This is a genomic window from Chryseobacterium sp. YIM B08800 (assembly GCF_026163565.1).
In the GTDB taxonomy this organism is placed as follows: domain Bacteria; phylum Bacteroidota; class Bacteroidia; order Flavobacteriales; family Weeksellaceae; genus Chryseobacterium.
On the sequence record NZ_JAPDKN010000041.1, the window covers coordinates 1 to 25,729 of the forward strand.

A 25,729-nucleotide genomic window follows, 5' to 3' on the forward strand; every position below is an offset into this window, starting at 1 on the left:
GAATAAATTTAGTCTTTTTTATAGAATCCAAAGTAAAGGCAAAGTTTAATAAAATAATTTCTTATTTTAAGGAGCAAAGAATAGCAAACAAGTTGCTTAAGCTTGAAGAATATGCGTTATTTTATTATGAAAGATTATCCAGGTTGAGCAGATTTTTAATTTAATGATCTGCGAAATTAGCTCAATCTGCGAGAGAAAACTCAATCCATATAAGCTCTTGCCTGCTTAATGTATAATTGCTTGTCATCACCCAAATATTTGAATTCAATATCTAAAGGATAGCTTCTTTTTGTCATTTTTCTTTTCTGCCAAAGCAAATACATTTTACGCTCCAAAACCGGAGAAATATCAAACAACTTTTTGATTTCAGTTTCTGTAAGAATTGGTTTTCCGTTGTTTAGGCTTGATGTAGAACGATAATCCACCACAAACGAACCGAATCCGTTGAAATTATGGCAGTAAAATTCGTCACAGGTTACTTCAGGTTCAGGCTTTACAACAGATTCTTCACCCAGCTGGACATTTACAGTTATGCCATAATATTGTTTGCGGTACAAATTTGTTGTGACTAAAACTCCGTTGGCTTTTTCGTCAGGAAAAGACCGATGTACTAAAACTCCCATTGCGCAACTTTCATGATTGATTCCAAACAAATCACGCTCCTGAAACGCACGGAAATTCCAAAAACTTGACCACACATCTAAAATTGCTTTTTCTACAGTTTTGTCTGCATCTCCGATGATTGCGGTTTTAGAATCGTACAATCCGGCTCCGTTGAATCCTTCCATATCTTCAGCATTGGTTGAAGAACGGAATCTGAAATTTTTAAAATCAGTTTGAGTATTGAGCTTTTCTTCTATTTTCTTTAAGAGTTCAGGATTTACTTTTGAGCTTTTCACCGTTTTTCTGAATGCTTTTAGTTCCCTCTCCAAGAGCTTTACAGAATCTTTTGGAATCGCATACAATGCATTAATCTTATCTTGAAAATTGTTTGCTTTAATATGCTGATCAAAGTAGTAAAACGGAATTGCAAAAGCGTATTCCGGAGTTTTATAGGACTTTAATTCTTTCTGGATCTGCTTTAAAAGTCCAAGATTTGTAGCTTTTGAACCGATAGAATTGACAATATTTAAAGGCATTGTTGTTTCTAAATCGACCAAATTGGTAACCGAAAGATCTTTCTTCAGAATAATTTCTTTCACTGCTTTTTTAGCAGGAATTGGTTTCTGAGAAGCTTTTAATGAATATGAATTTTCTTTGGTTATCAACTCCACTTTCTTACCTAAAAGGTTATTAACAGATTGTTTATCCCAAACTTTCGTATCAACATACACCGGAATATTTCTATTTTTTGCCAGCAAAACCAAATGGCTTAAAGGGGTCTGAAGTTCCGTAATAATAATCCCGCGCACGGTTGGAATAAATTCCGGAGTTGTATTAATGATGATAATTTCATCAGCTTTAGGATTGAAATCTTCTTTTTTCTGCAAATCATACTTTTTCAAAATTCCGACATTAGAAGCATTCTCAATCGACTGTTCTGTAATTCGTTTAAAAATAAAATCTGAGAAAACAGTTGGAATTTTTAATGTTTTTTTTGAATTTAAGCCGATTACATGCGGAGAATTCAGATAAAACTTCAGCTTATCTTTGAAAAACACATTTTTATTGACCTCATTAAAAAAGAAATTGATCAAACCTGCATTCATCTCGTCTGAAGCAGCCAGTTCCATCACCCAATCATCAGAATCTTCTAAATAATTGATATTGGCGAGAAGATAGGTTCTCTTGTTGGTCGGATTGTAAGATTCTTTGTTAAACTCTCCTATTTCCTGACTATATCCCAAAACCTGCGAACAGAAATCATAATGATAGGTATATCTTGTACTGTTAAAGAAGTATAATTTTTTCGCACCGTAATCATAAACCACTTTTACAGACTTCATATTCGTAAACTTATCGGTCAACGGTTTTCCGGAAAGATTGAGAAACTGTTGTTTCTTGGTGATAGAATGCACATAATTATCCTGTGAATACGATAAAAGTGAGAAAGTGAGAAATAAGAATAATAAAATATTTTTCATGTCTTTGTGAAGATTACCTCACAAATGTAGAAAATATCCTGAATGTGACAAATAGTAATAAACTTGGTGACATTTTGAATTCCCCTCCTTTGGAGGGGTGGATTCGACCGAAGGGAGAAGACGGGGTGGTTTTAGAATATCTTTTTAAAAAACAGGGAATTATTTTGATATACTCCTACCTTCTAGCCCCGATAAAGACGGCATCCTTTTGTGGAGCAAAGCGGAACAAAAGATATAGTGGATAGCGGGAAAAAGCTACGAAAAACATAAGTAATCGGTAATGATCAATAGGTAATGGTTCTTATTTATTTTTGATGGTGAATATTCTTCAAAAGCAAAGTCCCGTTTTGAAAATAAAACGAGACTTCACAGGTAAAAACAAGGTATCTTTAGATGACAGGTCCTGCTGCATCTTTTATTTCTTCTAATAATCTTTTGCGTTCTTGTAATCTTCTTCTGGCAATGACAGATTTCCCGCTGATGAGTCTTATCAATCTTGGGTATTTGAATTTTTCTTCCCCAAAATGATGCGTCAAAACAAACAATAAAATTCCGAAACCTGCAACGATGATGTAACCGAAAATTTTCTTGTTGGCAGAAAGGATCGCATTGAGCTGAATACTTTTTAAATTGGCTGAAAGATTTTGTGAAGTAAGCGTCATTCCATCTAAATAAACCGCTAAATTGCCCAAACTTTCAATCTGAAACTGATATTGAAACCACGAAAATAAAGCCGAGAAAAATCCTACCGCAAGAAATGTACGCCAAACTAAAACCAATCCGATAGCAGCCAACATATCATCGAGTTCCAACTTATCTAAAGTATAATACCACACAGAAATAAAGAGCGATCCCATCCCAAAACCTTTCAGAAACATCGGCAAATACCAACTTTCATAATTGAATTCGAGCACCATTGAAAAGTACATAATAATCATATACCCTATCATCGCTGAAAATCCTGAAAAGATGAACATTTTAAGAGGTTTTTCTTTTTTAAACCAATATACAGCGACAATTCCGGCAAGAATTAATCCAGGGATCATCATTAAATTCAGTTTGGCATTCGTCAATTGGTCATATCCTAAAACTCCGACTGAAAAAATATTTTGAATTGAAGCAGTTCCTAAAAACATTCCTAAACAAAACAGTAAAAACAATCCGTTTTGAACATTGTTTCGTTTGAAAATTTTGAATGACAAATAAGGTCTTTTCAAAGTCATCTGACGAATTGCCAACAAAGCAAAACTAACAAACGCAGCTATACTCGCATTAATGATCCTTGTAGAATTCAACCAATCCTGCTGTTTTCCAAATGAAAAAACATAAGCCGAAAACATGAAAGTAGAAACAAATAAAAGAATACTCAGCCAATCGATATAATGCAACGGAACTTTTAAAGCAAAATATTTATTATGCATAAAGATCCAGCAAATTAAAGCCATCGCAAAACACTGAAGCGATGCGATGATGAAAAACTGTTGCCAATTATAGAGCATCGAAATTTCTACCGCATAGTAACCGGAAATCTGCGTCAAAGTTAAAACGAATGTATAAAACACCCCGTAGAAAACCCCTCTTCCACCCATGATGACCATCAACGGAAGAAAAAGCTCGATGGTGATCATCATTTTTAAAAATCCAATAACCAAAGCACTTACAATGATAATTGCGGGCTCCATGGTAGTCCCATTGATGTAACTTAACAATCCTAAAAGCACCAATAAAAGCACCACTTTATCACGCACTTTATATCTCATTTTAAATCTGAGAACAACGGGCATACAAGCTCCCATCCCAATAGTTGTAGCGTAATTTGCCCACATAAAATATTCAGTAAGATGACCGGTTCCGCTCGTCATAAAGCTGATATTCCCGGCATAAACACCTCCTAAAGGCATTACGACCACAAGCAGCAAAACTATAAGTAACAGCTGAACAGGCTTTGGAACCCAATCGCTGAAAAGACCTTTGTTATACATTTTTTTATAGATATTAGATTTCAGATATTAGACATCAGATTTCCAGCATTCTTCATTTTTTCATACACCAGGTCTGGAATCTGATATCTGAAATCTTTTAGTCGTTAATTTTAATTAACTGAAACATTCATATTCATCCCTGCGCTAAGTTTAGCGATATCTTCCTTTTTGTTGGAGGCTGTAAACTCAATTCTTACTGGAATTCTCTGCTGTACTTTTATAAAGTTACCGGTAGAGTTATCTGTCGGAACACTTGAATATCTAGAACCTGTTGCTGCAGAGACCGCCGTTACTGTACCTTCAAATTCTTTTTTACCTAAAGCATCGGCTGTCATTTTCATTTTTTGTCCGATCTTAATATTGGGCATTTGGCTTTCTAAAAAGTTTGCGGTTACCCATTTTTGATCATTCAAAACGATAGTTCCTACTTGTTGACCCGGCTGGATCAGTTGTCCTTCAGCGATCAATCTTCTTCCCATTACTCCGTCGTAAGGTGCGGTAATCACAGTATATGAAAGATTGATTTTCGCCATTTCCAATGCAGATTTTGTTCTTTTGATTTCCGCATCGTTAATTCCTAATTTGCTTTTTACTTCAGTTGTAGAAAGATTGGCCGTCTGCTTCTGATTAACCAAGGTTTCGTATGCCGCTTTTTGAGCATCGTACTCTGTTTTCACCTGGTCGTATTGCTGTTTCGTAACTGCTTCAGAAGCTAAAAGATTTTTGTATCGGTTTAAATTCTGTTCAGCATTCCAAAGTCTGGCTTTTGCTCCTGCAATATTAGATTCCATAACACTTACGTTATTAGAAACCGTGTTTACCGATGAACTTGTTGCTGATCTTTGTGCTAAAGCATTTTGATAAGCCGCTTCAGCCTGACCCAATTGAGTAAGAATTTCCCTCTTGTCTAAAATCACCAAAGTATCTCCTTTTTTTACCGTTTGATGTTCGATAAATCTAATTTCATTGATATAAGCCGAAACTCTTGTATTGATCGGATTAATAAATTCCTCCACTTGAGCTGCTTCGGTATACGTTTTATCACCAATGTGAAAATATTGACGAATTAGCCAGAATAAGCCCAAACCAATCACCAGAAAAACGATGATATTTGAAAGGATAGCTCTTATTTTATTCTTTTTATTTTGCTTTTTCTTAGCTTCTGCGCTTGAAACCGCAGGTTGTGTATCTTGAGTATTTTGTTCCTTGTTTTCCATTGTTTTGATGTATGTTTTTGAACACAAAGTTCACAGAGTTTTTACTATTAATTGCTTTTTAAGTTTCACAAAGGCGTTTCACTTAAAAGATTTCCGTTTTGATTTTTTAAACGCAAAGATTTTATTCTGAGACATTAGATTTTTAAGTCTGCAAAGGCAAATAAATTTGCTTCGCAAAGCTTATACAGGAGCTTTATAAAACCAACTTGTTAATTCATCTTTGCCCACTTTATTTATTTTCATGAATCTTAAACTTTGCGTTTAAATTTTTCTATAATTAAAAATTGCTAAAGCGTTCCTGTTGATTTCAGCAGATTATAATATTGATATAGAACATTGATTTCGGCATTCGCCAAATCTAGTTCCGACTGTAGTTTTTGAAGTTGTGCATCAATCATCTCAGCTTGCACAGCCAATTGATTAAGATATTTAGCTTCTGTGATTTTATAGTTTTCTTCAGCTAAACTTTTAGCATCATTCAAAATTGCAGTTTGCTGGATCGCTTCCTGATATTTTGTGTACGCTGCATTCACAGCCATATCAAGATTCTGTTGCACCAAAGTCATTGCATCATTGGCCTGGTTTTTCTGTAGCTCACCAAGCTTCACTCTTTCTTTGGTTTTATATAAATTATCAATATTATAACTCAAAGAAACACCGCCTTGCCAACCGCTCGAATACATATCCAAAACAGGGTTTCTTGTGGTAATTGGTCGTTGTAAAGAATATCCTCCAAAACCTGAAAGTGTCGGCATTTTATCAGTTTTAATAACTTCTATGTTTTTATCGGCAACAGCAATATTGGTTTTTGCAGATTTCATTTGTTGATTGCTATCGTGAGCTAAATTCAGATAATAATCCATCCCGATTCCGGTTTCTTTATTGCCTAAATTTTCTACAGGAATTATCTGAGTTTCGGAATTTAATCCTAAAGCGATATTCAGATTATAATTGAGAATTTTTCTATTGTTGACTAAGGTTAACATTCCCTGGTCTAAATTTTTAATCGCCAATTCACCACGAATCACTTCGTTTCTGGTAACCATTCCTTGCTGGTAAAATTTTTGAATATTTTTCAGCCTTTCCTGAGCCAGCTTTTTATTGTTTTGAATAACAACTTCCTGATTTAAAATTTTATAAATATCTAAATAATTAGAAATCACCAAAAACTTGATATCCTGTTTTCTACTTTCAAAATCTAATTCTGAAAGCTGTTCGCGAAGTCCTGCCAATTCGATAGATTTATTCACCAAACCTCCTTTGAAAATGAGTTGAGTCGCCTGAACACCATACGAACTTCCGTAATGCGGCATCGGAATCGTCGTTGAATTGGAAAAATCTTTGTCGATTGCCATTACATTTCCCAAATAGAATTGGCTTGTTGAAGCTGTGATCGTAGGAAGCTTCTGAAGCTTTGTAATATCTTTCTGCTGTTTGGCAATATCGATATTCTGAGCTGAAACTTTAAGTTGCTGATGATTTTGAATTGCCAATTGGGCAACTTCATCCACTGTCATCTGTTTTATGTCTTGTGAAAAAAACAGCGCAGGAAAAAGACCTATCAAAACTGATAGAGCTGTTTTTATGTTTTTTACCATTTTACCTTGCTTTACAGATGCAAAGTTAGGCGAAGCATAGATTCAAACAAATGTTTGAATTTTGGAAAAAGATGTTCAAATGTAGGATTCGGTTATTGATATTGTTGTCTGTACTGACTCGGGCTCAGCTCTAAATGTTTCTTAAAAAAGTGTGAAAATGAATATTGGTCACTAAAACCAAGAATTGTAGAAATCTCTGAAACAGGCATTTTAGAAGAGTTCAAATACACTTTTGCTTCATTGATAACTATAGAAGAAATGATTTGGCTTGCTGACCTTCCTGTCACCGATTTTACTACTGATGAAAGATGTCTGGTTGTAATCGACTGCCGCTCGGCATAAAACTCCACCGTTCTGTTATTCAAATGATGAGACGACAAATCATTTAGGAAAACAAAAACAATTTCTTCCTGTCTCGACATCTGATTCATTGCGCTGTTGTCTTCATTAGAAATGATTCCAGCAATCTGATAGCAAAAAACTGAAAAAAGATGCTCTACAATCTCTTTTTTGTAAGTCATTTCGGTTTCAGAATCTAAAATAGATTTTAAAAAATTAACACTTTTCCAAATTAAATCTAAATCATCTTTAGAAAAAGGAACTCCCACATTCATTTGCTGACGGAAATACCGATAAGTGATTAACCTATTGAATTTCAAAGATAAAGCAGAAATAAATTCACGTTTATAAGAAACCATTCTCGACTGAAAATCATCACTTACAGAAATCATCTCATAAACCGTTTGCGGATCTGTCACCATAAACGTATTTGCAGTAAGCTCAAGATCATTGAAATGCTGACGAAGCTTTATAGAACCGCTTTTAATAAAGATAAAAGCAGGATTATCCGGACGGAAAGGCTTATCCACAGATATTCTTTCGAAAATATTATGTTGCGTAAAAACATCAACTCCGAACTTTTCTAAAGCATTCATTTTATCCATTTAAATTTAATCTTCCAAAGCATACACCGCAAAACTTGCCAACCAATGATCTCCACCATAATTTCCTTGAAATAAAAGTGGAAGCCCGTTGTTTAAAAAGATATTTGCTGTTTTTTGAAATTGTTTTTTCAACGGATGATTATCGGGAAGAGACTTAGCAATTCCTTTCATACACCAGGCTTTTGTAAAAGATAATCCAACTAAATGTACGGTTTGATAATCACTCAAATCACTTACTACAGGAATTTTCTCGATATTTTCGATACTTCTTTTCTCATAAAATTGGTCAAGCCATTTTACAAACTCTTTCTGAGGAAGAATTCTTCTCATCAAATCTGCAATTTCCAAACTTGGCGAGAAAAAATCGGAGCCATCGGGTTCTAGATATGCAGGAGTTTTAGTATTATTTAGATAGAAATATTTTGCCTTTTCAATCAGTTCATTCTCAAAAGTCTTGTCGCCTGTTGCTCTTGCCCAATCTAATGCAAAAACCATTGCAAACGCTGTGTTTGGATGAACTCCCGTTCTGTTGGGATACGTTTGTTTCGGAAGATAAGTTTTCCATGAATTCAAAATTTTGTCTGTCAAAGGTTTTAGATTCTGATGCCAGATTTTTGCTTTCGGGTGATTCCATGTCGTTAATTCTTCATCTAACTTTAATAACCACGCCCAACCATAAGTTCTTTCGAAAGTGGTTGTTAACTGATATTTCGTAAAATAATCAGCTTCAGTTTGTAGATTTTCTTTTGTAAATGAATTGTCGAGAATTTTTTCAATGTCTTCAGCAACTGATAAGTTCGGTTTTGTTTTTAGTAGTCGAACCAACATCCAATGACCATGAACTGAGCTGTGCCAATCAAAACACCCATAAAAACTTGGATGAAGATCTTTCGGGCTCAAAGTTACTTCATTCGCATTATTAATAATGTGTGCTGTTTTGTTCGGATACTCCTGATTGATACAATGAAGCGGTTTTTCCGATAACTTTATCGCCATTTCATCCGATAATTTCGGGCTTTCCTGGGCAAAAATTAAGAATGGTGAAAATGCAAATGCTAAAAGACTTTTTTTCATTCAATAAAAATATAAAAGTAATTCTAGATTTTAAGCATAGTTTTTAAAATTAATCTTAATTGTATTTATCACATAATTATAGCAAAAAAATGAAAAATCCGAACATCAAATAATATTCGGATTTTTATTTTGACATTACTTTATTGAAGATTGCTTCACTTTCGGTTCGCAATGACATTATTTTCCTAAGACAAAAACAGCTGGAATTTTATGTAGTTCCGGTTTTTGTTTTTGCCAGTCTTTAATGGTTTTTGTTTTGATGAACTCATGCTCAGGATCATTGATGTTTGCAGCAATACAAAGTTTTGTATTAGGCGATAAAAATTTGGTTAAATCTTCGAAAAGCACATTATTTCGATAAGGTGTTTCCATGAAAATCTGAGAATATCCTGTTTTCTGAACCATCGATTCCAAATGCATGATCTGCTTTTTCTTTTCGCTTTTATCGATTGGTAAATATCCGTTAAAAGTAAATTCCTGTCCGTTAAAACCGCTTGAAATTAACGCTAAAATAATCGAAGAAGGTCCTGAAATTGGAATAACTCTGATGTTTTTTTCGTGACACCATTTTACAATTAAATTTCCTGGATCAGCAATACACGGAAGTCCGGCTTCAGAAAGCAGTCCAAAATCCTGTCCGTTGAGCATTCTATCCTGCGCTTCTTTAATATCTGCGTTTTCAGTATATTTATCTAACAAAAAAAGCTTAAGATCTGACTGTTTTTTTTCCGGCGCAAAGAACTTTACGACTTTTCTGGCTGTTTTTTCGTTTTCAACAAAAAAATAATCCGTCTGCATAATATAATCTTTTATAACAGGCGAAAAATGGCTGATTGAAGTATTTTCTGAAAGATAAGCGGGAAGTAGAAAAAGCATTTTTGGTAAGTTATGAGTTGTGAATTATGAGTTTTGAGTTTTTGAAATGAGAAGTTTTTCAGCGATTTTTTCGCAGGCTTCATCTAATTGATGATAGACTTTTTCAAAACCATCGATTCCGTCCCAATAAGGATCGGGAACTTCTCCTGAAGCATGATTAAGATCTGCGGCTTCCATCAATAATGAAATTTTGCTTCGCTGCTCTTCGTTTTGAGCTAAAGAAATTACATTTTTCAAATTATTCAAATCCATACAGTAAATTTTATCAAAGTGATTTAGATCTTCTGTAGTAATCGGTCGGGAAAGTTGTTTTGAAATATCAATTCCGTATTTGGCAGCGGTTTTTACCGATCTTCTATCAGGATTGCTTCCCTGATGCATATCGATTGTTCCGGCAGAATCTACTATAAAATCTTCAGGAAGTTTTGATCTCATAATTCCTTCTGCTAAAGGACTTCTGCAAATATTTCCGAGACAGACCATTAAAATTTTCATTTCAATATCATTTACAATTTAATTAATAAAATTTTCTTCAAACAAAGCTAAATAAAAAAGGAGAATAAGCCTATTCTCCTTTCTATAAATATTTTGTACAGAATTAATTTTTGATTTTTTCTGTTAAGTCTTTTACGTATTTCTTAATTTCTTTATCAATTTTAGAAACGTCTTTTATGGTATCGCAAGCGTACATTACTGTTGAATGATCTTTACCTCCCATTTCTTCACCAATTTTACTAAAAGTAGCATTGGTATATTCTTTTGAAAAATACATCGCCAATTGTCTAGGAAGGGCAATTTCTCTTTTTCTTGTTTTAGATAAAAGCTGCTCTTTTTTAATCCCGAAATAATCGCAAACTACATCCTGAATATAAGGAATATTAATCACTTTTTTCTGGTTAGCCGCAATCTTATTAATCGTTTCTTTTAATAATTCTAAGCTTAAATCTGATTTATAAATCGTAGAATAAGCGATTACAGAATTAATAATTCCGATCAATTCTCTTACATTGGTTTTCGCTTCTGCAGCAAGGAAATCAAGCATATCTTCGGTAAGAACGATACCGTCTCTGCTTAATTTAGCCTGAATAATCTGTTTACGTGTATTTAAATCCGGAGATTTGATCTCTGCAGAAAGTCCCCATTTGAAACGGGAAACAATCCTGTCCTGAATATCCATAATATCAACCGGAGCCTTATCTGAAGTAAGGATAATCTGTTTTCCATTTTGATGCAAATAATCAAAAATATGGAAGAAACTGTCCTGAGTTGCAGATTTACCTGACAAGAACTGAATATCATCAATAATCAGAACGTCTACCATTTGATAAAAATTGGCAAATTCTGTCTGTTTATGAGCTTTAGCAGCCGAAATAAATTGCTGAATAAATTTTTCAGATGATAAATAAAGAACTACTTTATCCGGAAACTGACTTTTCACCTCCAAACCTACAGCCTGACCTAAGTGCGTTTTACCAACACCATAACCTCCATATAAAAATAAAGGGTTAAAAGCAGTTGCTCCTGGTCTTTTTGCGATTGATCTTGCAACGGTAGAAGCAAACTTGTTGCTTTCACCTTCTACATAGTTATCAAAAGAAAAATCTGCTTTAAGGTTAGAATCAATATTTACTTTTCTAATTCCCGGAACTACAAAAGGATTCACAATATTTCCGGAAAATCCTTGAGGCATGGTTTCCTGAACTTTCGGAGTGGAAACAGACTTCCCTTTCATATTCATGGTAACCGGTCTTTCTAAACCGCTTGGTTTATTTTCCATTACCGAATACCAAAGTTTTACTCCTTTACCGATATTTTTCTTTAGAGCAGCAGAAAGCAATGACAGATAGTTATCTTCAATATATTCTTTGTAAAAATCACTCGGAACCATCAACGTAAGATTGTTCTCAACCAACGAAATTGGTTGTACTTTGTCGAATAGTAAATCGAAAGATTTTTCAAGTTTTTTAAGATCAGAATTATCTTCAGCTGCGTTAAGATTATCACGCATAAACTGAAGGCACTTCTGCCAAATCATCATTAAATTTTCATCCATTTTTATGCCCTGATTAATTCTTTGGTTAGTCGTTTTTACGAGGAAGACAAAGGTCTCATTTTTTATTTTCAAAAAAAAATATTTCGCATATTGATTATTTAAAAATATATTTGTATGTATAATTAAGAGATAAAAATGATACACTCAACACACTCATTACGAGTACGTTACGCAGAAACAGACCCCATGAAATACGTCTATTACGGCAATTATGCAACCTATTTTGAATTAGGTCGCGTGGAACTTTTTCGAAGCATCGGCATCTCTTATGACGAGATAGAAAAGCAAGGAATTTGGCTTCCGGTTTCTGATTATAAAATTAAGTATTTAAAACCAGCACTATACGATCAAAAATTAGAAATTCACACTTTTATGAGAAAAATTCCGGGAGTAAGAATTGAATTTGAATATGAAATTTACAACGAAGAAGGTACTAAAATCACAGAAGCTTCCACTACTCTATTTTTTTTGAATGCTGAAACCAATAAAGTCATAAAATGTCCGGATTTTTTAATGAAATTAATTGAAGAAAACTGGAAAGAAGAAAATCATTAAATATGATTTAAGGTTTTTAAACGACTAAATTTTCAAATCACTATATTTGGTAGTAAATCAAGCCAATGATTTATGCACTTATCATAATATTAATTGTAATAGTTATTTTAGTTTATCAAAAGCTGAACAGAAAGATTCAAATTCTGGAACAGAAGATAAATGATTTATCGAAAGACAAAATAACAACTGAGCAACTTTTAGAAATTCCCCAGGAAACAATCAGGGCTGAAACTTTACCGACTGATAAAATTGATCTTGAACAAAAAGCAATTCCTGAAATCATTGAAGGAGATTCAGAACCTGAAAAAGACTGGCTGACTCCTCTTTTTGATTTTATTAAGCAGAATGTTCTTACAATTATCGGAATCTTTACATTGGTTTTAGGAATCGGGTATTTTGTAAAGTATGCCATCGATAAAAACTGGATTGGCGAAAGCGCAAGAATAGGCATTGGTTTTCTGGCAGGGTTTATTCTTATCATCACCGCTCATTTTATCAGGAAAAATTACACTATTTTCTCATCCATTATTATGGGCGGCGGAATTGCTGTGCTTTATTTTACCACAACGATTGCATTCAGAGAATATCATTTGTTTACGCAGAATACGGCATTTGTAATTACTTGTGCGATTACTCTGCTTTCGATTTTCCTTTCTTATCGTTATAACAGTGAGACACTGATTATTTTCTCTTTGTTCGGAGGTTTTCTGGCACCGTTGATGATCAGTACAGGGCAAAGCAATTATATTTTCCTTTTTACTTATTTATCTCTTTTAAATATCGGAATGCTGATTACCGTTTATTTGAAAAACTGGAAAAGTGTAGGCTGGATCGCTTTTATTTTCACGGCAATCTACCTTTATTTCTGGACCATCGAAAAAACCGATCTTACAAGTATTTTATTTTACATTGTTACTTATATTATATTTTACGCTTTTGCACTTCAGAACTATTTTAAAATCAGCCAGCTTTCTAAGCTTGATATTTTAATGTTGGTTCTGATTAATTTTTCAAGCATTATCGGATTGGTTTATATCTTTTCTATTTTAAAATATGAACCTTTAAGTGTTTTCCCGCTCAGCTTTGCGCTCATCAATATCTTTTTTGCGTTCAGAGAATATCAGAATAAAAAGTTTAAAAGAAATTATTCCGTTTTTGCAGGAATCGGAATCAGTCTTTTGACTTTGGCTGTTGCATTACAATTTAAAACCCATCTTATCACGAGTGTTTGGGCAATTGAAGCTTCTCTTTTATTATATATATGGAAAAAAACCGATCACAGTATTTTCAAAATATTTTTCTATCTGCTTTTTCCGTTGGTTATTTTGTCTCAAATGATAACCTGGACTGAGTATATAAATAATGAAAGACATTTGACTTTAATTTTCAATCCTGTTTTTCTAACGAGTTTGGTGGTTATTGCAAGTTGTTTTTTCAATTTAATTTTGCTGAAGAAAGAATCTAAAGAAAAAAATGATACCGAGTTTTTTGAAAGCGCCTTTAAAGTTTTATGCTTTGGAGCGATTTACTTTTCTATTTTATTTGAATTGATTTATCAGCTTTCTTCTCAAAATTTTGTTGTTATCATTACGTACAGCTTTTTATACAGCTTTGTTTTTACAAGTTTATTACTCATACTAAAGAAAAGCTTAAGCATTTCAGAAGACTTAGAAAACCTGTTGATTTATGGCTTGTTGTTTTTATTTATTGCGCACATTACAAATTCACAAATTGTAAACGCAGTAATAGCAAAGGAAATTAGATTAAGTTTCTATTGGATTCATTTGATTTATTTGGCGCCGCTTTTATATTTAATTATAAAACTGATTCCACAATCAGAGTTTCTAAAGCAAAAAGCCGGTTATTTACTTGTTTCATTAGTTTGCACCCTTTCTGTAAGTTTTGAGCTCTATCGAATTTATATTTTCTCAAACAATACGACTTCTCAAAATATCATGCAGCTGCAAGAGCATTTCAGTATTCTGTATCTTCCTATTATTTGGGCAGTTTTATCATGCGGATTTATTTTTGCAGGTCTAAAGAAGAATATTACAGAACTCAATAAAATTGGTTTTGGTCTACTTGGGATTACCATTCTTAAATTATATCTCTATGATGTTTGGCAAATGGATAACGTTTCTAGAATTATCGCTTTTATTATTTTAGGTATTATTTTGTTGTTAAGCTCATTTATGTTTCAAAAATTTAAAAACATGCTTAAAAATTTAGTTGAAAATAGTGAGAATTCTATCGATAAGGATATTTAAAATCTTTAATAAACTATGATTCATCAACATTTTACAATTAATCTAAAATTTTACTTGATATTTTACAAAAAGTAAGTATATTTATCACGTTTTTAACGTTTATATTATTAATTATGAAAAAAGTCCTATATTCCCTTTTCATCTTTGCTTCTGCCACACTATTTGCTCAGAAAAATACAAAAGTAAAATTTGCTGTTTTAGAAGACATGGTGGGTACAACAACATTGTTTGAAAACCAAAAACAATATATAAAAAGTACACAGGCATACAAGAGTGCCAATTTACCTCAAAAACTTAAAAAATTCAGCTTTATTGCAGATCAAGGTCTTACCGAGGTTAAGCTTAAAAATGATGCAGGTATTTTAGACAATATAAGTTTGGCACAGCTTAATGAACAAAACAATCTTCCTAAAAATACTCCTGTTATCATCGAAGGATATGAGTTTAAGGATACCGCAATGAGAATATTTGCAGAAATTGCACAAGTAGTAGACGTTAAAGACTACAACGGTGTAAAATCTCTATTCATTACTACAACAAGGAAATAAAAAATAAGATTTAAAAAAAACGGATGCTCTTTTGAACATCCGTTTTTTTGTGATTAATATTTGTTAGTCCATTTTTTCTTAAGCTCGTCGTAGATTTTCTTTTCGGTGGCATTATTTCCGGGTTCATAAAACTTAGCATCTTTTATTTCCTCCGGCAGAAAATCCTGATCTACAAAATTCCCTTCAAAAGAATGGGCATATTTATATTCTTTACCATAATCTAAATCTTTCATCAGCTTTGTCGGAGCGTTTCTCAAATGTAAAGGCACAGGAAGATTTCCGGTCTTCTTCACAAAAGCCAAAGCATCATTAATTGCCATATAAGCAGAATTACTTTTGGGTGAAACCGCAAGATAAATAGCCGTTTCGCTCAGTAAAATTCTTGCTTCAGGATTTCCAATAACATTGATCGCCTGAAAACAGTTATTGGCAATAACTAAAGCATTCGGATTGGCCAAACCAATATCTTCAGAAGCAAGAATAAGCATTCGTCGTGCAATAAACTTGATATCTTCACCACCTGCAATCATTCTTGCCAACCAATAAACTACGCCGTTTGGATCGCTTCCACGCATCGATTTTATGAAAGCCGAAATAATATCATAATGTTGTTCGCCATTTTTATCATAAAGCGCCATCGTTTCCTGAAGAACCGACATCACATCATCGTTTGAAATTTCTTTAGTATCAGAATTTTTAAACTGATTCAAGACCAGTTCTACAGAATTAATCAACTTTCTGCCATCACCTCCGGAATATTGTATGAAAGCTTGTTTTTCTTTAATTGTAAAATCAGTTCCTTCATCTTTATTAAACCTTTCAGATGCAATATCAATAAGCTCTTCCAGTTTTTCGTGGCTTAAAGCTTTCAATATATAAACCTGACTTCTTGAAAGCAATGCAGATACCACTTCAAAACTTGGATTTTCGGTAGTGGCGCCAATAAGAACTACCCAACCTTTTTCTACGGCATGAAGAAGAGAATCCTGTTGAGATTTATTAAAACGGTGAATCTCATCAATAAAAAGAATGGGTGATTTTCCCGAAAAAAGATTTTGCTTTTTGGCATCTTCAATCACATCACGCACATCTTTTACCCCAGAAGAAACTGCAGAAAGTTTAAAAAACTTCCTACCCGATTTTTCCGAAATAATTTCCGCCAAAGTCGTTTTCCCCGTTCCCGGAGGTCCCCAAAGGATAAGAGAATTTAAGGTGTCATTTTCCAGCATTTTCCGGATGGTACCTTTTTCACCGGTAAGATGCTCCTGCCCTAAAACTTCATCTAAGGTTTTTGGTCTTAATCTTTCTGCTAAAGGAGTGTTGTGATTCAAGATTTTATCTATTTGAATTTTAAATATTTGGCGAAAGTAAACAGAATTGATAAAGCTATCAATTGATCCGACGAATCATTTGTTTACTCTCTGAAACTTCAAACAAATTTAAACTAAATTTCAATTTTTTACCCTACTTTTGCAATGTTTTGAAACTTTCATTTAACAAAATCATCACTTCTCCTTTGGTAATTCTCATCAAATTTTACCAATGGTTTATTTCGCCCTTACTTCCCAAGAATTGCCGATACGAGCCTACCTGTTCACATTATATGGTAGAATCTCTGCAAGTTCACGGTATTTTTAAAGGATTTTGGTTGGGTGTAAAAAGAATTTCAAAATGTCATCCTTGGGGCGGAAGCGGTTATGATCCTGTTCCTCCAAAAAAATAAAATATTCAATAATAAACAAATAAAAATGAGTAATATTTTCTTCCGAATTTATTTTGTGCTGTTTGCATTGGTTACCCAATGTTTTTTTGCACAGAATCATCAAGACAGCTTATCAGACGGAACATTAAAAATCAATTCTGCCGAGTTACCTGTAAAAATTTATGCCAGTACAGAATTTAGAAATATCAATAAATTTGCTGAGGTGGTAACCAATGACAATACTTTGGTTATTTTCACCAAAACCAATGTAGAAGCAGATCCTTATCATTCTAATGCAATTCTTATTAATAATTACAAGAACGCAAACTATCAGTTTTTTGATAAAGATTTTAAGCTTGTAGAAAACTCAAACATCTCTGAAGATAAAATTGAAACACTCAAATATGCATTAAAAACCAAAAAACCGGTAACTTCAGGTGACACTGTTTCATTAGAAACTCCGTTTAAAATTTGGGATATCACTCCCGGAATCCAATTGGGACCTGTTACATTGCACTTTTATAGTTTGATGTTTATTTTCGCATTCGGAATAGGATATGTTTTGATGACAAAAATGTATCAAACTGATAATGTAAACCTGAAATATGTAGAACCTATTTTTACATGGACATTAATCGGAACAATTCTGGGAGCAAGAATGGGACACGTTATTTTTTATCAGCCCGAATTATTCAAAGAAGATTTCTGGAGTGTTTTCTTACCAATAAGTACAAAGAATGGTTTAAAATTTACCGGTTTTTCCGGATTGGCAAGTCACGGAGCTACAATTGCCGTGATTTTAACAACGCTTTATTATTCATTTAAAATTATCAAGAAAAATCCGTTTTGGGTTTATGACAGATTAGGAATTGTAGTTGCCATTGGTGGAGCTTTTGTTAGAATGGGGAATTTTTTCAATTCTGAAATCATTGGTAAACCAGTTGATCCTAGTTCACCATTTGCCATTCTTTTTCCACAACAAAGCAGTGAATATGGTGTAACCATTCCGCGTTATCCTACTCAGTTATTTGAAGCGGTAGGTTATGTTTTATTGTTTATTTTACTTTGGACTTTGTACAGAAAAACTGACAAAAAATATCAGCAAGGATGGTTATTTGGTTTATTCTTTATCATTTTGTGGGCAATCAGATTCTTTGTAGAATTTTTGAAAGAACCTCAAGGTGACGAATTTATTTCTTTTGCAGGATTAAATACCGGACAAATTTTATCAATTCCATTTATGATTGCAGGGTTCATCATTATGATCTATTCTAAAAATTTAAAAATTACAGAAGCTGAAAACGCTAAACCTGAATAATTTTTAAAACACATAAAAATCTGAAAGTCACAACTTAGTTGTGGCTTTTTTGTTTAAATAAAGAAAGACATTACCAATCTCATCGATTACATCTGTAGGCTGCATAGCTTCTTTAGAATGTTTTTCAGCAGCAAAATCAGCGGCTTTTCCATGAAGCCAGACTCCTAAAATAGCAGCTTCCTGTTCAGAATATTTTTGAGCTAAAAGTGAAGTAATAATTCCGGTAAGAATATCTCCGCTTCCACCTTTTGCCAAACCCGAATTTCCGGTGATATTGTAGAAAACTTTTCCTTCTGGAGTTACCACTTGCGTATGATGATCTTTTAAAACGATATAAATCCCCAATTCTTTTGCTTTTGTTCTGGCTAAATCTAACCTTTCAAATGAGTTTTCCGTTTTTCCGAAAAGTCTTTCAAATTCTTTCGGATGCGGCGTTATAATTGATTTTTTAGGAATTAATTCTAAATAAACCTTGTCTTTAGAAATAATATTTAAAGCATCTGCATCCAAAATCAAAGGAGCTTGGTAATTTTTAAGAAATTTCAGCAAAGCTTTTTCCGTTTCTTTTCCTGTACCTAAACCAGGACCAATTCCAAAAACAGTCTTTTCCTCATCTTCAATTTGATTGATAAATTTCTCACCGCCCTCAATAAACATTGCTTCGGGAACATTTGTCTGCAGAACTCCATAACCACAATTGGGAGCCAAAACAAATGTTAAACCCGAACCTGTTTTTAAAGCCGATTTTGTCGCCAAAACTACCGCTCCTATTTTCCCGTAACTTCCACCAACAATAATTGATTTTCCATAAGTTCCTTTATGAGCGAAATCTTGTCTTAATTTAAAAATATTTAGAATAACTTCATCATCAATTACAAAATCATTGGTTGGAGTATTTTCAATAAATTCCTGAGATAAATTGATATCTAAGACAATAACTTTTCCGGCAAAAACTCCAATTTCAGGATGAAGAAAAGTTTTTTTCCAGAACTGAAAAGTCAATGTATAATCTGCTTTAAATATTATTGAATTTTCATCATTGATTTGATCTGCAAATAGTCCTGACGGAATATCAATCGAAATTTTAGGATTATTTTTGGAGTTTAAAACTTCAATCACCGTTTTAAAAATACCTTCCAGTTTTCTTGATAATCCGGTTCCGAAAAGCGCATCGATGATTACTGTTTTTTCATCAAAATTGTATGTTGAAACTTCTTGAAAATCTTTCACCGAAATTCCGGAAATATCTTTCAGCCTTTTATAATTAATTAAAGCATCATCAGAAAATTTCAACTGATCTTTATTGATAAATACATCAATATCAAAACCTTTCAAATACAGCATTCTCGCAATGGCAAAACCATCACCGCCATTATTACCGTTTCCGCAAAATATTGCAAATTTTGTATGATATTTACAATTCGAAAAAATCCATTCTGCACAAAGTGAAGAAGCTCTTTCCATTAATTGAACAGACGAAATCGGCTCATTCTGAATGGTATAAAGATCAGCCAATCTGATATTTTCTACAGTAAAAATTTTCATTTTGCTTGTTTTTTTTCAATTTAATGATAGTTTCTGATAATTTAAAGCAAAAAAAATACCCAAAACATCTAAGATTTATTATATTTAAATGATACTTTTGTGTAAAACAACTAAAAATATAAATTATGGGATTTGTTAAAGAATTTAAAGAATTTGCCATTAAAGGCAACGCTTTTGATCTGGCGGTGGGTGTAATCATCGGTGGAGCTTTCGGAAAAATTGTAACGAGTATGATCGATGATTTAATCATGCCTATCGTTGCAGCAATCGTGGGAAAACCAGATTTTAGCAGTATTTATTTCGCAATGGGAAAAGGTTCTGAAAATATTCCTGCAGGATCAACGCTTGCAAAAGCTAAAGAACTTGCTCCGGATGCAGCAATTTTTGCCTACGGAAATTTCATTACAGTAGCAATCAATTTTATACTTCTTGCGTTTGTTGTTTTCATGCTTGTAAAAACAATTAACAGAATGAGAAAAACTGAAGCTGAAACTCCTGCAGAACCAGCTGCACCAACAACTACAGAACAATTACTTTCTGAAATTCGTGACGAATTGAAAAAGAAATAATAAAAATTTTACATAAAAAAACAAATCCGCCGCAACTAAAGTTGCGGCGAATTTTTATAACGATAAAACAATATTTTTACTGAATTTGTAAAATACTTGTAATCTGCTCTGCCAAAGAAAGCCCGATTCTATCCTGAGCTTCCAAAGTTGAAGCACCTGTATGTGGTGTTACAGAAATTTTAGAATGCGTAATAATTTCTTTTGATGGAGTCGGCTCATTAATAAAAACATCAAGACCTGCAAATCTTACTTTTCCTGAATCTAAAGCTTCAATTAAAGCAGTTTCATCAATCACACCACCTCTTGAACAGTTAACAATAGCAACACCATCTTTCATCATTTCAAACTCAGATTTGCCGATCATATAACCTTCTTTCTGAGCCGGAACGTGAAGCGTAATAAAATCTGAATGTCTTAAAACTTGCTCCAAAGGTTCAGTTTCAATATCTACATTGATGAACTGATTGTTGTAGAAAGTTACTTTAATACTTGCTTTCCCAACCATATTATCAGCAGCAATTACTCTCATCCCTAAACCTAAAGCAATTTTAGCAACTTCCTGACCGATTCTTCCCATCCCAACGATTCCGATGGTTTTTCCTTTCAATTCAATACCTGCAGCATAAGCTTTTTTTAGCGATGCAAATTCTGTATCTCCAATCAAAGGCATTTTTCTGTTGGAATCCTGCAAAAATCTAGCTCCTGAAAATAAATGGGCAAAAACCAATTCAGCAACCGATTCTGAAGAAGCAGAAGGCGTGTTGATCACATGAATTCCTTTTTCTCTTGCATAATCTACATCAATATTATCCATTCCTACTCCACCTCTACCGATGATTTCCAGTGACGGACAATTATCAATAATATCTTTTCTTACCTGTGTCGCACTTCTCACTAAAACTGTACGAATCTTGTGCTCGTTGATGTAATCTAAAAGAAGCTCCTGCGGAACTTTTGTAGTAATTACCTCAAAGCCTTTTTCAGTTAATGCATCAATCCCAGACTGATCTAAACCGTCGTTTGCTAAAACTTTCATAACTAACTTATAATCTATTTAAAATGTAAAAAGATTTAAAAATTAAAAGAATTTCTGGTTTTCACCTTTCGTTTAATCTTTAAATCTTTTCTATGATTTAATCTTCTTTAAAAACTTCTATGGTCACTTGCTTTTCAATCAAGTCGGTAAATTTACCTTTGTATCTTGTAGCTCTTACCAAGTGATTATCAATCCAGTGATAATTTCCTCCTCTTGGTTTACCACACAAAACACTGTGATATTTGAAACCATGTTTATCTAACCAATCTATTGTAATTTGTTTCAAATTTTCAGTTCTTGAAGTGAAAAAACAAATTTGGTGACCTTCATCATACCATTTGTTAATGGTTTCCAGCGCATCGGGAAAAGGCTCACAGGTTACCATTCTTTCTGGCTCTTCGTTTGGAACATCGTCTGTAATTGTTCCGTCGATATCTATCAGATAATTTTTAATTCCGTCTTTTAGAATCGGACTGATATGCTCAATATAATCTAGTTCCATCGTTCAAAAATTTTAAAGTGCAAAGTTACACTTTCTCATCCAAACAGATACATTAATCTTAGTTTATGTTAAAAATTTAACACAAAATCAATTTTTAAATTAACGAAACTTAATATTTCATTGCATTTTTCATAAATATAGAGAATGTTTTTCACATTCAAAAAAGCTAAAATTTCATAAATAATTAAAAAAACTAAACATTTATTTTACAAAATCACGTTTTAAACTTAAATTTGTAGGAATGGAAGAATTGGTAGTATTAGTAAATCCGGAAGATAAAGTTTTAGGTTTGATGGAAAAACAGCAGGCTCATATTAATGGGCTTCTTCATCGTGCTTTTTCGGTTTTTTTATTTAATGAAAACGGCGAAATGCTTTTGCAGAAACGCGCTGCAGAAAAATATCATTCTCCGCACCAATGGACCAATGCGGTTTGCTCGCATCCCAGAATTGAAGAAACCTATCTTGAAGGCGCAAAAAGAAGATTGAATGAAGAACTCGGAATAGAAGCTGAACTTTCAGAAAAATTTCATTTTATCTATAAAGCTGATGTTGGAGGCGGACTTTGGGAGCACGAGCTCGATCACGTTTTTACAGGAACTTATAATTCTGATTTCAATCTGAATAAAGATGAAGTGGAAGAAGTTCGCTATATTACACTGGAAAATTTAGATAAAGAAATATCAGAACATCCCGAACAATTTACAGAATGGTTTAAAATTATTCTGGAAGAATATAAACATCATTTTTAAAACACACAGATGAAAAAAATTGTATTAATCACAGCTATTTTATTGAGCATTTACTCGTTTTCTCAGAAACTGGGAACTGAGCTTTATGAAAGTGAAAACTATTCGATCACAATACCCGATACATGGAAAGCAACAAATGATGAAGGAATTGTAAACATTTTCCCCACCAATGAAATTGGCGCAGTTACCATTTCAGAATATCATAATCTGGATTTGCCAAAAGCAGAAGTGAAAAAATTCATCCTTGCTTTGTACAACTCTCCGGATGACGAAAAGAAAGTAAAAAATACGGGAAGTAAAAAAGGATATTCAGAATATCAGTATGAATATTTTGATGAAAAAGAAAAGCTGTTCTGGATTACAAAATTATATCAGAAAGATAAAAGTATGTTTTTGGTAAGCATCAATTGCCAACAAAAACACTGGAACGGAAATTATATGAAAGTTTTTAACGAGACTTTTGAAAGTTTTAAAATAAAAAAATAGAAAACATATTGTTGATTGTTTTTAGTTTACGGTTGATAGAATAACATTTCAAACTAAAATTATCATCTGCTATTTAATTAAAATATATAATAAGATAAAAATGAAAAAAACAGCATTGTACGACAAACACGTTTCTTTGGGAGCGAAAATGGTACCTTTTGCAGGATTTGATATGCCTGTACAATATTCCGGAGTAACGGAAGAACACTTTGCAGTAAGAGAAAAAGCAGGATTGTTTGACGTATCTCACATGGGACAGTTTTTCGTTGAAGGTGAAGGTGCAAAAGATCTTTTGCAGTTTGTAACGACAAACAATGTTGATGTTTTAGAAAACGGAAAAGCTCAGTACTCTTGTCTTCCGAACGAAAACGGAGGAATTGTAGATGATCTTATCGTTTATAAAATGGCAGATCAAAAATATTTTGTGGTTGTAAATGCTTCAAATATTGATAAAGACTGGGATCATATTTCAAAATACAACAGTTTCGGAGCAAAATTAACCAACGCTTCAGACGAAATGTCTTTATTGGCAGTTCAGGGACCGAAAGCGACTGAAATTCTTCAGAAATTAACAGAAACTAACCTTTCTGAAATTCCTTATTACAATTTCACTGTTGGAACTGTTGCAGGAGTAAACGACGTGATCATTTCAAACACGGGTTATACAGGAAGCGGTGGTTTTGAAATCTATTTCAACAACGAGTCTGCAGAAAAATTGTGGGATGCTATTATTGAAGCCGGAGCTGAAGAAGGAATTATCCCTTGTGGGTTGGCTGCAAGAGACACTTTAAGATTAGAAAAAGGATTCTGTCTTTACGGAATGGATATTGACGATACAACGTCTCCTATTGAAGCCGGATTAGGCTGGATTACAAAGTTTGATAAAGACTTTGTGTCGAAAGATATTTTTGCAAAACAGAAAGAAGTAGGTGTTTCGAGAAAATTGGTTGGTTTCGAATTGACAGACAAAGGTGTTCCAAGACACGATTATCCTGTAGTGGACGCTGAAGGAAATGTAATCGGGAAAGTTACCTCAGGAACGCAGTCGCCAATGAAAAAAATCGGTTTGGGGATCGCTTATGTAGATAAGCCTCATTTCAAATTAGGAACTGAGATCTTTATTCAGGTAAGAAATAAAAATATCCCTGCAAAAGTGGTAAAAATGCCATTCGTTTAAGCTGATATTTTTAATTAAATATAAAACCGCTTTATCATTTTGATGAAGCGGTTCTTTTTTACAATTGTGTCTTTTGTGATGCTCTTAGTGAACCTTGTGGTTAATAAATCTAAACACTAAGTTCACAAATATTTTTCACAAGATTCACAACGCACCTGTTAAGATTTCGTCTACTGCATCTTATTTCCCGCAAGTTGTTTGAAACTTCCTGCGACCGCATTTTCTTTCCCGTAATCTGTTTGAGACTTCCGTCAACTGTGTTTTGTTTCGCACAGTTTGTTTGGAACTTTCTACGATTGCATTTTGTTTCCCACAATCTGTTTGAGACTTCCGTCAACTTTATTTTATTTCCCGCAGTTTGTTTGAAACCAAACAACTTTTACTTTTGTTCCAAACAAGCTGTTAAAATTCTAAAAATCATTTTCGATTAAGCACACAAAAAAACCTCACAGGTTTTTAAAACCTGTGAGGTTTGGGTATATTTTCAAAAAGATATTTAAAATTAGTGAATTCGTGGCAGACTTACTCCACTCCAAAAAATATCTTCAAAGCTTCTACATTTTTCTTATCATTTCCAACAAAAATTTCTTTATCAGTAATAAAAACAGGACGCTTTAAAAAAGTATAATGATCTAAAATAAGTTCTTTAAAATCCTTTTCTGTTAAAGATTTTACATCCAGTCCTCTCAATTTGATCTGAGTAGATTTCTTGCTGAATAATGCTTCGTAAGACTTTGTATGCTCGTACATTTCAGCCAATTCTTCTTTGTTGATCGGTTCTTTTCTTATTTCTCTTTTTTCCCAGTCTGAAAGATCAAACTGTGCTAAAATCTTTCTGCAGGTATCACAAGTATTAAGATGAAAAACTTTCTTCATAAATTAAATTTTCCCCAAAAGTAAGGCTAAATATAAAATTCTGAAAATTATTAAATACCTTTATTAAAATTAAAAAAAATGGATAACAAACCTGTTACTTTTCAGTTTATCTCTGAGCCTTCAGATGTAAATTATGGTGGAAACGTACACGGCGGAAGTGTAATGAAGTGGATCGACCAAGCTGGTTACGCCTGTGCAACCACATGGAGTGGAAATTATTCTGTAACAGTCTACGTTGGAGGAATTCGTTTCTACGAACCTATTAAGATCGGTGAAATTGTAAAAGTAGAAGCACAGGTAATTTATACTGGTTCTTCGAGTATGCATATTGCGATCAATGTTTTTTCAAGAAATTTGAAGCAGCCTACTTTTGATAAGAAAACGCACTGCATCATTGTATTTGTAGCCGTAGATGAAAATGGAAAGAAACTTCCAGTTCCGAAATGGATTCCTGAAACTGAAGAAGAAAAACAACAGGAGAAATATGCAAAACGTCTAATGGAGCTAAGAACTCAGATTGAAGATGAAATGAAACCTTTTTTGTAAAGATTTATTGTTTAAAGTAAAAA

General features: G+C 33.3%; 24 protein-coding genes. 10 read left to right on the forward strand and 14 right to left on the reverse strand.

Going from position 1 to position 25,729, the window contains the following annotated elements:
- Positions 1-200 precede the first annotated feature (200 nt).
- From OEW74_RS15120 to dnaA, 9 genes are all read right to left on the reverse strand, one after another.
- On the reverse strand, positions 201-2,084 hold the full coding sequence (locus OEW74_RS15120) for a PEP/pyruvate-binding domain-containing protein (protein ID WP_265429267.1): 1,884 nt from the start codon (positions 2,082-2,084) through the stop codon (positions 201-203).
- Positions 2,085-2,473: 389 nt separating this feature from the next.
- Positions 2,474-4,066 (reverse strand): MFS transporter, encoded by a 1,593-nt coding sequence (locus OEW74_RS15125; protein ID WP_265429268.1) that lies wholly within the window; start codon positions 4,064-4,066, stop codon positions 2,474-2,476.
- A gap of 110 nt (positions 4,067-4,176) precedes the next feature.
- Entirely contained in the window at positions 4,177-5,283 is a 1,107-nt protein-coding gene (locus tag OEW74_RS15130) for an HlyD family secretion protein (protein WP_265429269.1), read from the reverse strand.
- Between the two features lie 287 nt (positions 5,284-5,570).
- A complete protein-coding gene (locus OEW74_RS15135) occupies positions 5,571-6,881 on the reverse strand; it encodes a TolC family protein (protein ID WP_265429270.1) in 1,311 nt (436 codons plus the stop codon).
- Between the two features lie 92 nt (positions 6,882-6,973).
- Entirely contained in the window at positions 6,974-7,816 is an 843-nt protein-coding gene (locus OEW74_RS15140) for a helix-turn-helix domain-containing protein (RefSeq protein ID WP_265429271.1), read from the reverse strand.
- Positions 7,817-7,831: 15 nt separating this feature from the next.
- Positions 7,832-8,899 (reverse strand): DUF2891 domain-containing protein, encoded by a 1,068-nt coding sequence (locus tag OEW74_RS15145; RefSeq protein ID WP_265429272.1) that lies wholly within the window; start codon positions 8,897-8,899, stop codon positions 7,832-7,834.
- 177 nt (positions 8,900-9,076) lie between these two features.
- Positions 9,077-9,775, reverse strand: a complete 699-nt coding sequence (locus tag OEW74_RS15150; RefSeq protein ID WP_265429273.1) for an SAM-dependent methyltransferase — start codon at positions 9,773-9,775, stop codon at positions 9,077-9,079.
- Positions 9,776-9,799: 24 nt separating this feature from the next.
- Positions 9,800-10,270, reverse strand: a complete 471-nt coding sequence (locus OEW74_RS15155; protein WP_265429274.1) for a low molecular weight protein-tyrosine-phosphatase — start codon at positions 10,268-10,270, stop codon at positions 9,800-9,802.
- A 103-nt stretch (positions 10,271-10,373) separates the two neighbouring features.
- Entirely contained in the window at positions 10,374-11,828 is a 1,455-nt protein-coding gene (dnaA, locus tag OEW74_RS15160) for a chromosomal replication initiator protein DnaA (RefSeq protein WP_265429275.1), read from the reverse strand.
- Between the two features lie 135 nt (positions 11,829-11,963).
- Between dnaA and OEW74_RS15165 the strand changes: the two genes are divergently transcribed.
- From OEW74_RS15165 to OEW74_RS15175, 3 genes are all read left to right on the forward strand, one after another.
- Positions 11,964-12,383 carry an acyl-CoA thioesterase gene (locus tag OEW74_RS15165; protein ID WP_265429276.1) on the forward strand — a complete coding sequence of 140 codons (420 nt, stop codon included), beginning with the start codon at positions 11,964-11,966 and terminating at the stop codon, positions 12,381-12,383.
- A 65-nt stretch (positions 12,384-12,448) separates the two neighbouring features.
- On the forward strand, positions 12,449-14,650 hold the full coding sequence (locus OEW74_RS15170) for a DUF2339 domain-containing protein (protein ID WP_265429277.1): 2,202 nt from the start codon (positions 12,449-12,451) through the stop codon (positions 14,648-14,650).
- A 113-nt stretch (positions 14,651-14,763) separates the two neighbouring features.
- A complete protein-coding gene (locus OEW74_RS15175; RefSeq protein ID WP_265429278.1) occupies positions 14,764-15,198 on the forward strand; it encodes a hypothetical protein in 435 nt (144 codons plus the stop codon).
- A gap of 53 nt (positions 15,199-15,251) precedes the next feature.
- Here the strand turns inward: OEW74_RS15175 and OEW74_RS15180 are convergent, their stop codons facing one another.
- Positions 15,252-16,529 (reverse strand): replication-associated recombination protein A, encoded by a 1,278-nt coding sequence (locus OEW74_RS15180; protein ID WP_265429279.1) that lies wholly within the window; start codon positions 16,527-16,529, stop codon positions 15,252-15,254.
- A gap of 149 nt (positions 16,530-16,678) precedes the next feature.
- On the opposite strand from OEW74_RS15180, the gene yidD reads away from it, so the two are divergent.
- A complete protein-coding gene (gene yidD, locus OEW74_RS15185; RefSeq protein WP_066677245.1) occupies positions 16,679-16,921 on the forward strand; it encodes a membrane protein insertion efficiency factor YidD in 243 nt (80 codons plus the stop codon).
- A gap of 448 nt (positions 16,922-17,369) precedes the next feature.
- A complete protein-coding gene (gene lgt / locus OEW74_RS15190; protein WP_265429323.1) occupies positions 17,370-18,218 on the forward strand; it encodes a prolipoprotein diacylglyceryl transferase in 849 nt (282 codons plus the stop codon).
- A 27-nt stretch (positions 18,219-18,245) separates the two neighbouring features.
- Here lgt and OEW74_RS15195 read toward each other — a convergent pair whose 3' ends face one another.
- Positions 18,246-19,763, reverse strand: coding sequence for an NAD(P)H-hydrate dehydratase (locus OEW74_RS15195; RefSeq protein WP_265429280.1), 1,518 nt, complete (start codon positions 19,761-19,763; stop codon positions 18,246-18,248).
- A 125-nt stretch (positions 19,764-19,888) separates the two neighbouring features.
- Between OEW74_RS15195 and mscL the strand changes: the two genes are divergently transcribed.
- A complete protein-coding gene (gene mscL / locus OEW74_RS15200; RefSeq protein ID WP_074229257.1) occupies positions 19,889-20,332 on the forward strand; it encodes a large conductance mechanosensitive channel protein MscL in 444 nt (147 codons plus the stop codon).
- A gap of 76 nt (positions 20,333-20,408) precedes the next feature.
- Here the strand turns inward: mscL and OEW74_RS15205 are convergent, their stop codons facing one another.
- Both OEW74_RS15205 and OEW74_RS15210 read right to left on the reverse strand, forming a co-directional pair.
- Positions 20,409-21,368 (reverse strand): D-2-hydroxyacid dehydrogenase, encoded by a 960-nt coding sequence (locus OEW74_RS15205; protein ID WP_265429281.1) that lies wholly within the window; start codon positions 21,366-21,368, stop codon positions 20,409-20,411.
- A gap of 97 nt (positions 21,369-21,465) precedes the next feature.
- Positions 21,466-21,870, reverse strand: coding sequence for a phosphoheptose isomerase (locus tag OEW74_RS15210; RefSeq protein ID WP_265429282.1), 405 nt, complete (start codon positions 21,868-21,870; stop codon positions 21,466-21,468).
- Positions 21,871-22,111: 241 nt separating this feature from the next.
- Between OEW74_RS15210 and idi the strand changes: the two genes are divergently transcribed.
- From idi to gcvT, 3 genes are all read left to right on the forward strand, one after another.
- Positions 22,112-22,621 (forward strand): isopentenyl-diphosphate Delta-isomerase, encoded by a 510-nt coding sequence (gene idi, locus OEW74_RS15215; protein WP_265429283.1) that lies wholly within the window; start codon positions 22,112-22,114, stop codon positions 22,619-22,621.
- Between the two features lie 9 nt (positions 22,622-22,630).
- Complete coding sequence (locus OEW74_RS15220; protein WP_265429284.1) at positions 22,631-23,107, forward strand: hypothetical protein; 477 nt, start codon at positions 22,631-22,633, stop codon at positions 23,105-23,107.
- Between the two features lie 100 nt (positions 23,108-23,207).
- Positions 23,208-24,284, forward strand: coding sequence for a glycine cleavage system aminomethyltransferase GcvT (gene gcvT, locus OEW74_RS15225; RefSeq protein WP_265429285.1), 1,077 nt, complete (start codon positions 23,208-23,210; stop codon positions 24,282-24,284).
- 522 nt (positions 24,285-24,806) lie between these two features.
- Here the strand turns inward: gcvT and OEW74_RS15230 are convergent.
- On the reverse strand, positions 24,807-25,160 hold the full coding sequence (locus OEW74_RS15230; protein WP_265429286.1) for an arsenate reductase family protein: 354 nt from the start codon (positions 25,158-25,160) through the stop codon (positions 24,807-24,809).
- A gap of 78 nt (positions 25,161-25,238) precedes the next feature.
- Between OEW74_RS15230 and OEW74_RS15235 the strand changes: the two genes are divergently transcribed.
- Positions 25,239-25,706, forward strand: coding sequence for an acyl-CoA thioesterase (locus tag OEW74_RS15235; protein WP_175622008.1), 468 nt, complete (start codon positions 25,239-25,241; stop codon positions 25,704-25,706).
- The last annotated feature ends 23 nt before the right edge of the window (positions 25,707-25,729 follow it).